Genomic DNA, 9,146 nt, shown 5'->3' with positions numbered 1-9,146 from the left:
CAAGTAGTTATGGACTTCTTGGTAGCCTATGTGGGTTTCATCCTTATGTACTGTCAGTCTGGGGAAGTGATATATATACCTTTCCTAGAGGCAGTAGTATAAAACGTAGGGTATTAGAACATAATCTTAAAAGTGCAGATTATTTAATGTCAACTAGCCGCGATATGGCTAGGGAAACGAAGCTTTATACTAATAAGGAGATTATGATAACTCCATTTGGAGTGGATACTAATATCTTTAAACCAGTAGATGTAAATAGGGACAGGGATAACATTGTTATAGGGACTATTAAGACCTTAGAACCACACTATGGAATTGACTACTTAATACGTGCATTTCATAAGCTAACACTTGAGTATGAGAATATACTTCTAAAGATAGCAGGTAAGGGTTCACAGGAAGAGGAATTAAAAAGTCTTGTAAGGGAACTTAATATAGAAGATAGGGTGGAGTTTCTTGGTTTTTTAAGTCTTAATAATATTCCAGTAGAATTTTCTAAAATGGACATTGCGGTTATTCCATCAATTCATGAAAGCTTTGGAGTATCCTCAATTGAAGCTCAGGCTGTAGGACGTCCTGTAGTTGTAACAGATGCAGGAGGACTTCCTGAAACCATTGAGGACAAGGTTACAGGAATACTTGTTAAGAAGGAAGATGTTAATAGTTTATACCAGGGAATTAAGACCTTAATTGATAATAGGGATTTAAGAGAGCAGATGGGCAAAAGTGCTATAGAGTTTGTTTTGGAGAACTACACTGTAGATAAGAATTTCAGTGAAGTAAATGAATTCTATAAGACTATTACAGATAAATAGTTCAAGGAGATATAAAATGGATAATACTAAAAAGAAGTTTGTTTCTATAGTTATTCCATGTAGAAATGAAGAAAACTACATTGAAAAGTGTATAGATTCTATGGCAAGTCAAAGCTATGGTATAGAAAATATTGAGGTTCTAGTATGTGACGGTATGTCTACTGATAGAACACAGGAAATTGTTAATAACTACTCAAAGAATGAGCCTAATATTAAGCTTGTTATAAATGAGAAAAAGGTAGCACCATCAGCTATGAACCTTGGAATTAAACAAGCTAAGGGTGAGATTATTATTATATTTGGTGCCCATGCCTACATGGATAAGGACTACGTTAAATACTGTGTAGAAAAATTAAGCGATGATAATGTTGCTGTTGTAGGTGGAAGAATTATAAATATTAGTGAAAACAACCTATCAGAGGCTATTTCACTTGCTATGGGTTCACCATTTGGAGTAGGAAATGCACTTTTCAGATACTCAGATAAGGAAGAGTTTGTAGATACTGTTGCATTTGGAGCATATAAGAAGGAGGTTTTTGACAAGATTGGATTATTCGATGAAGAATTTGTTAGAAACCAGGATGATGAACTGAATTTTAGAGTAAGTAAGGCAGGATTTAAAATGCTTTTAGCTCCTTGTATAGAGTCACATTACTATACAAGAGGATCACTTTCTAAGCTATGGAGACAATATTATCAATATGGCTTTTGGAAGGTTAGGGTTATTCAAAAGCACAAGAAGCCTGCGTCAGTTAGACATCTAATTCCTTTAATATTTGTATGTGGAGTAATTCTTGGTGGTATAGCAAGTATATTCTCAAGTATATTAAGGGTTATGTATTTTGGAGTACTTGGACTATATACATTACTTGCAGGTGTATATGCTGTTAAGGCATGTAATAAAAAATATAAATACGTTCCAAGAATTATGCTATGCTTTTTAATACTTCATGCAAGTTATGGACTAGGATTTTTAGAAGGTATTTATACTTTCCACATAAGCAAAAATTATGATAGAATAAACAAGAATACAAAAATGTCGAGGTAGGTGTTTTTAAGGTGAGTAGAGCAGAATTTTTACCATACGCTCTTCCAATGATAGAAGAGAAGGAAATAGAAGCTGTTGTTGATACCCTAAAGTCAAATTGGCTTTCTAAGGGACCTAAAACAATAGAATTTGAAAAGAGATTTGCTGAGTACGTAGGAGCAAAGCATGCAATTGCTATGAACTCATGTACAGCAGCGCTACATATAGCACTTATTGCTAATGGAATTGGTGAAGGTGATGAGGTAATAACTACTCCATTAACATTTGCAGCTAGTTCAAATACGATAATACACTCAGGTGCAGTACCGGTTTTCGTTGATATTGATGAGAAGACTATGTGTATTGACCCGGATAAAATAGAAGAGAAGATAACTTCAAAAACTAAGGCTATAGTTCCTGTTCACTATGCAGGACAATCATGTGATCTTGAAAGGATTAGAGAAATTGCAAGAAGGCATAATCTACTAGTTCTTGAGGATGCAGCACATGCTGTATATACAACTCATAAGGGTGATATGATAGGTTCTACAGGTGACACTGCAGCGTTTAGTTTCTATGCTACTAAGAATATCTGTACAGGTGAAGGCGGAATGCTTACAACTAACAGTGACGAGGTTGCAGAAAAGGCAAGATTTATGAGTCTTCATGGTATGAGCAAGAACGCTTGGAACAGATTTGCTAAGGGTGGTTCATGGGCGTACGATATACTATACCCTGGATATAAGTACAATATGACTGATATGCAGGCAGCACTTGGACTTTGTCAATTAGACAAAATCCAAAGGATGCAGGATATTAGAAAAGAATATGCTGATAGATATAATGAAGCACTAGGAAAGCTTAATGAGATTATTACTCCATGTGAAGTAGAAGGGAACAGACACGCTTGGCATTTATATGTAATAAGAATTAAGGAAGACATGCTAACAATAGATAGAAATAAATTTATTGAGTGTTTAGCTGAGGAAAATATAGGTACAAGTGTACACTATACACCAGTTCATCTTCATCCATATTATATGGAGACTTTTGGATATAAATACGGTGACTTCCCAGTAGCAGAGAAAGCATTTGAAGGAATGATATCACTTCCACTATATCCAAGTATGAGCACTCAGGATGTGGAGGATGTAATTGATGCAGTCACAAGAATCGTTCAAGAGCATAGAAAGTAGTATACAAAATAAGAAGTTTCAATTACTTATAAAAAGGTTATTTGATTTTTTATTTTCACTATTACTATTAATAATAATAAGTCCTGTATTCTTAATCCTAATTTTATGGATTAAGATGGATTCTAAGGGTGAAGCTGTTTTTAAACAGATAAGAGTAGGTGTAAATGGTAATCCGTTTACTATTTACAAGTTTAGAACCATGGTTAAGGATGCAGACAAAATGTTTAATCGTGAGATAAACAGAGAATCACTTGATAACTTTGTTTTTCAAGATAAACAGGATGCTAGAATTACAAGAAGTGGTAAGTTCCTTCGCAAAACAAGTTTAGATGAGCTTCCACAGCTTATAAACATCCTTAAGGGAGATATGTCTTTAATTGGTCCAAGACCAGAGATTCCAGACATAGCAAACCTATACAACGATTATGAGAAGATTAGATTACTAGTTAAGCCAGGTGTATCAGGACTTGCACAGGTTAATGGAAGAGGTAATCTAGAACTTCATGAAACAATAAAATATGATGTAACCTATGTTAAGGACTTTAGTATTTTACAGGATATTAAAATATTCTTTAAAACATTTAAAGTAGTATTACTTGGAGAAGGTGCTTACTAGGGTATAGGAGTAAGGTTATGAAACTAAAAAACATACTAAATATTATTTTATATACCTTCATTATAGTTGTACCTCTAGTTCCAGTTAAAACAAAAATATCATTTATACCAATATCAGCTGATACTGTATTTGGAGGATTAGCTATACTTCTTGGTATAATATACATAATTAAATGTTATATTAAGGATAGGTCGTATTTAGACATATTAAAATCAACACATATGAAGGTACTAGCTGTTTTTATTATACTGTTTACAGTACTTTCACTTGCATCTATCTTATATGCACAGAACAAGGTAATTGTTGTATCTGAGGCTATAAGGTTTATAGAATATGCACTAGTATTTTATATTGTGTTAATTGTTGCAGATAACGACTTTATACGAAAAGGACTTGCAATTTTTTATGTTGTTATGATAGTTGCAGCTTTATTTGGAATATCTCAGTTTATATTTGATTTATCAAGCTTTAAGGATGCTACTTCTAGTATGATGCTTGGTAGAGGAAGAATATACTCAACATTTGAGAACCCAAATTATTGGGGAGCAGCTATAAATATGGTTATATTCTATCCGATTATTTGCTTTATAGAGAAAAAGGGTAGTAGAATATATAACCTACTTGTATTTGTATTGTTTTTCTCAAATTTACTTCTAACATCAACAAGAGGTTCCTGGCTTGGGTTCTTTCTAGGACTTGGAATTATAGCTGTTGTTAGATATAGAAAGATGCTACTTGCACTACCTGTGCTTATAGCAGGGGCACTTCTTGTACCAGGTATTAGGGTAAGATTTTTATCTATATTTGATTTTGCATCACTTGGGGATAATACAAGGGTAAAGATATGGAAAACAGGTCTTGAGATGCTTAAGGACCATCCATTACTTGGAGTTGGAAACGGTAATTTCTATTATAGATATTATGAGTATATAACTGTGCATAAGGAACTTTACGCAACAAGAACATTATTTACTGCACATAATTCTTATATTAAGATGTTTGCAGAACTTGGTATAATTGGGGGAGCATCATTTCTTATGATATATTCCTCTTTAACATATTTAATAATTAAGGCATATAGGTTCGGAAAAAGATACAAACTGGCTACACTTTCATTTATAGGATTTATAGCCTCATATCTATTCCAGAACTTTCTTAACAACCTAATGTTTATACCTCAATTAAATGTAATGGTATGGATAATAGCAGCAATGCTGTATAAGGGATACTATATTGAAAATACGAAGGGAGTAGTAAACCATGAATAAGGTTAAAAGTCACTTAGAAAATGTTGCAGTGTTTGGACAAGGATTTGTAGGTCTTCCACTTTCACTAAGCTTCTCATTTAGAGGATGTAACGTATATGGAGTAGATATACTAGAGAAACTAGTTAACGAAACAAACGCAGGTATAACTCACCACACAGAGTGTTTTGATGGTAAGACAATCCAAACAATACTTAAGGAAGAGCTAGCTGCTGGAAGATACAGAGCTACTGCTGATATTCCTGATGCACTACAAAAATGTAATAATATAGTTTTAACAGTTGGAATGACTGAGGTTATAGCTTGCTGTAAAGACATTGGAAAGCTTATTAAAAAGGGTGATCTTGTACTTGTAAGAAGTACTGTGGTACCTGGAACTACTGAAGATAAGATTCTTCCTATATTAGAGGCAGAGTCAGGAATGAAGGCAGGAGTAGACTTCTACCTTGCATACTCATCAGAGAGAATAGCTGAAGGATTTGCATTTGAAGAGTTTGCTTATATGCCAACTATAACAGCTGGTATTAACGAAGAAAGTGCAAAAAGAGCTAAGGAGCTTCTTGAAGTTGTATGTCAAACACCTGTTATTGTTGCTAGTGACATTAAGGTTGTTGAAACTTCAAAGGTATTTGAAAATGTTCAAAGAGACGTTAATATAGCGATGGTACAAGAGTTTGCTAGATTTACAGAATCACTTGGAATCAGCATACATGAAGTTATTGAAGTAGCTAACACTCATAAGAGAGTTAATCTTCTAACTCCAGGTTGTGGAGTAGGTGGATACTGTATACCAAACGCATACCACTATATTGAGCCTAAGGCTACTGAAATGGGAATGAGCATGGACATACTAAAGCTTTGCCGTGAGAAGAATGCTGATCTACCAAACGTTATGGTTAATATTCTAAAGGATGCACTAAACAGTGTATCTAAGGATCTTAAGGGAGCTAAGGTTGGAGTTCTAGGCCTTGCTATGAAGGACTACTCAAACGATGATAGAATAAGTCCACCAATAGAAATTGTTAACCTTCTTATTAAAGCAGGAGCAGAGGTTGAAGCATTTGACCCAGCTGTACCAACTACTTACGATTATAAGGTAGATTCACTTGATACAGTATTAAGCGGTAAGGACGCTATTATAGTACTTGCTAAGCAAAAAGAGTTTGATGCTATTACATCAGCTGATTTAGTAAAGGGTCTTAATAAGGATGCTGTTGTATTCGATACAAGAAACCTATTTGCATCAATTAAGGGTGAACTAAAGGACGCTAACATAGTTTACACTACAATATAACAATATATATTAATTAATAATATTTTGATATAATAAAAGGGTATTTTAAAATACCCTTTTATTTTTTTGGAGGTTTATATGATTGTAGCTCATATTATAAGTGGGGGAGAAGTTGGCGGTTCTAAGAAGCATCTTTTATCCCTTGCTGAGGAAATGAAAATAAGAAAAACTAAAAATATTATTATATGTTTTATTAAGGGCAAACTATATGAGGAAGCATTAAGACTAGGACTTGATGTATATTTAGTTACCCAAAGTAAGAGGTTTGATCTATCAGTTGTAGGTAAGATTAAAGAAATATGTAGAGATAATAATGTAGATATAATTACATCACATGGAGGACGTGCTAACTTTGTATGTTTTTTCTTAAAGAAAACTTACAATGCAAGGTTTATAACAGTTATTCATAGTGACTATGAAAGTGATTATAAGGGAAATAACTACAAAACATTTATATATACAAGAATTAATAAGATGGCTTTAAAGTCATTTGATTATTATATAGCAGTATCAGAGAGCTTTAAGAACCTACTTGTTAGTAGAGGATTTAATGGTGATAAGATATTTACAATATATAATGGAATAGATGTAAACGGGAAATTATCTACCTTAAGTAGAGAGGAGATTATAACTAAGCACTCACTTCCTATTTACGATAGATATATTTCAATGGTTGCAAGAATGCACCCTATTAAGGGACACAAAGATTTTTTTAATGCCCTTGAGAGTATATCACACAAGCTACACAATACATGTATATTATTAGTAGGGGATGGGGATTATCTAGATAGTCTTAAAGAATATTTAGAGAATATGAAGATTAAAGACAATATAGTATTTTTAGGATTTAAATCACCTGAGGATTTCTATAATATATCAGATTTTACAGTGTTAACTTCCCATTCAGAGAGTTTTCCACTTGTTATATTAGAGTCAGGGTTATATAATAAAACAGTTATAGCTTCAAATGTTGGAGGTATAGGAGAAATTATTCGTGATAATTATAACGGGCTTCTAATAGAACCAGGAAATAAGGTAAGCATAGCAAGTGCTATTGAATACTTAATTGACAACAAAGAAGCCAGAGAAAGCATGGGAAATAACTTACATAATGATATACTAAATAAGTTTTCTATTAAGGCTTTAGGTGATTCTTACGAGAAGATTTGGAATAACATTTTGTTGGAGGAATAATAATGAGTGAAAAATATTTAGGAGTAGAGGTATCAACCCTTAGTATGGATGAGGTACTACTGAAAGTTGATAGCACTATATCAAATAATGAAAAAGCATTTATTGTTGCAATAAATCCAGAAAAGATTATGAAGGCACAGGAAGATAAGGCGTTATTAGAGCTTATTAATAGTGCAGATATTAAGATACCTGACGGAAGTGGTGTTGTATTAGCATCTAAGATTAAGAAGGGTAAGATTAAAGAAAGGGTTACTGGAATTGACCTATTTAAAAATATCTGTTCAGTTGGAGCAACAAGGGAATATAAGATATTCTTACTTGGTGCGAAGAAAGATGTTATAGAAAGAGCGTCTAAGAACCTTAAAGATGAAATTAAGGGACTTAATATAGTTGGAACTCAAGATGGATATTTTACTGATAACAATAAGGTTATTGATATGATTAATGCATCAGAGGCTAATATTGTTTTTGTTGCTATGGGAAGTCCAAGGCAAGAAAAATGGATAATTGATAACAAGGATAAGATAAATGCAAATGTGTTTATGGGCGTAGGTGGAAGTCTTGATGTTATATCAGGTGACATAAACAGAGCTCCTAAGTGGATGCAAAGCTGCAACATGGAGTGGGCTTATAGACTTTATAAGGAGCCTACTAGAATAAGTAGAATGAAGGCACTACCAAAGTTTATGTTTAAGGCACTTAAAAAGACTAGATAATAGTATCCTAGGTTTGTTGAATAAATTATTTACGTCAATTATAATTTAAGGATATGTTGTGTTAAGGAGAGAAATTATGGGATGTACTCAGAAGAAGGAAGAGAATATACAAAGAGCAACGATGATTGTTATGTTAACTCTTCTATTAAGTAGATTACTTGGGTTTGTTCGTGAGGTTATAGTTGCTAATGTTTATGGAGCATCAGTAGAAACAGATGCGTTTTTTGCTGCGTTTACTATACCTGACGTAATGTTTAACCTACTTATTGCAGGAGCATTAAGTTCAGGGTTTATGCCTGTATTTACTTCATACCTTGCAAAGGGTGAGGAAGAAAATGCATGGAAGTCTGCAAACTCATTTATTACTGTATCTTTGATTTTTATATTAGTTTTTAATGTGTTTGGTATGATGTTTGCAAAATATCTAGTACCTATTATTGCACCAGGAATGATTAAGGTACCTGGAGGATTTGATTTAACTGTTAAGCTTACCCAAATAATGTTTACAGCAGTTACTTTTACAGTACTTGCGGGACTTCTTCGTGGTATTCTTAACTCATATAAAATATTTACAGCACCTGCTATAGGACCAGTTCTATACAATGTAGGTATGATACTAGGAGCGATGATACTAGGAGCAACTTCCCTTGGAATTTATGGAATGACAATAGGAGTTATTTTAGGAGCATTTCTTAATTTTATAGTACAGATCCCAGACTTTAGACGTGTTGGGGGAAATAAGTATCTTAAGTTAACTATAGATTTTAAGGACCCAGGATTTAAAAGAATGGTTGCACTTATGATTCCAGCTATTATTGGATTATCCGTAAGTCAGCTTAATATAGTAATTAACCAAAGTATTGCATCACTTGTAGGTGATGGATTTATTTCATTAGTTAGATACGCAAATAGAGTTATGCTTTTACCACTTGGAATATTTGCAATGGGTATAGCAACTACTTTATTTCCTGTTATGAATACCCAAATAGCAAGAAATGAGATTCAGGACTTTAAAAAGACATT

The 9,146-nt window shown here is 33.3% G+C and carries 9 protein-coding genes; all 9 read left to right on the top strand.

The window, feature by feature from the left end; translation table 11 throughout:
- Positions 1 to 815 (top strand): glycosyltransferase (locus RR539_RS06545; RefSeq protein WP_332500273.1); only part of this gene is annotated, 815 nt, incomplete at its 5' end.
- A gap of 16 nt (positions 816 to 831) precedes the next feature.
- On the top strand, positions 832 to 1,863 hold the full coding sequence (locus RR539_RS06540; protein ID WP_332500272.1) for a glycosyltransferase family 2 protein: 1,032 nt from the start codon (positions 832 to 834) through the stop codon (positions 1,861 to 1,863).
- A 47-nt stretch (positions 1,864 to 1,910) separates the two neighbouring features.
- Positions 1,911 to 3,038, top strand: coding sequence for a DegT/DnrJ/EryC1/StrS family aminotransferase (locus RR539_RS06535; protein ID WP_332500278.1), 1,128 nt, complete (start codon positions 1,911 to 1,913; stop codon positions 3,036 to 3,038).
- Positions 3,001 to 3,654 carry a sugar transferase gene (locus RR539_RS06530; RefSeq protein ID WP_332500270.1) on the top strand — a complete coding sequence of 218 codons (654 nt, stop codon included), beginning with the start codon at positions 3,001 to 3,003 and terminating at the stop codon, positions 3,652 to 3,654. The genes RR539_RS06535 and RR539_RS06530 overlap by 38 nt, the downstream gene beginning before the upstream one ends.
- A 17-nt stretch (positions 3,655 to 3,671) precedes the next feature.
- A complete protein-coding gene (locus tag RR539_RS06525; RefSeq protein WP_332500269.1) occupies positions 3,672 to 4,922 on the top strand; it encodes an O-antigen ligase family protein in 1,251 nt (416 codons plus the stop codon).
- Complete coding sequence (locus RR539_RS06520; RefSeq protein ID WP_332483522.1) at positions 4,915 to 6,213, top strand: nucleotide sugar dehydrogenase; 1,299 nt, start codon at positions 4,915 to 4,917, stop codon at positions 6,211 to 6,213. Before RR539_RS06525 ends, RR539_RS06520 begins: the two co-directional genes overlap by 8 nt.
- Before the next feature lie 78 nt (positions 6,214 to 6,291).
- The gene (locus RR539_RS06515; RefSeq protein ID WP_332500267.1) at positions 6,292 to 7,407 is read left to right on the top strand and encodes a glycosyltransferase family 4 protein; all 1,116 of its coding nucleotides are present in this window, start codon (positions 6,292 to 6,294) and stop codon (positions 7,405 to 7,407) included.
- A gap of 2 nt (positions 7,408 to 7,409) precedes the next feature.
- Entirely contained in the window at positions 7,410 to 8,123 is a 714-nt protein-coding gene (locus tag RR539_RS06510) for a WecB/TagA/CpsF family glycosyltransferase (RefSeq protein WP_332483520.1), read from the top strand.
- Positions 8,124 to 8,199: 76 nt separating this feature from the next.
- Positions 8,200 to 9,146, top strand: a 947-nt coding sequence (gene murJ / locus RR539_RS06505; RefSeq protein WP_332500266.1) for a murein biosynthesis integral membrane protein MurJ, incomplete at its 3' end; no start/stop codon positions are given.

The sequence above is a fragment of the Clostridium sp. genome, from assembly GCF_036639235.1.
GTDB lineage: Bacteria > Bacillota > Clostridia > Clostridiales > Caloramatoraceae > Clostridium_AB.
This window is presented reverse-complemented; position numbering and strand designations above follow the sequence as displayed.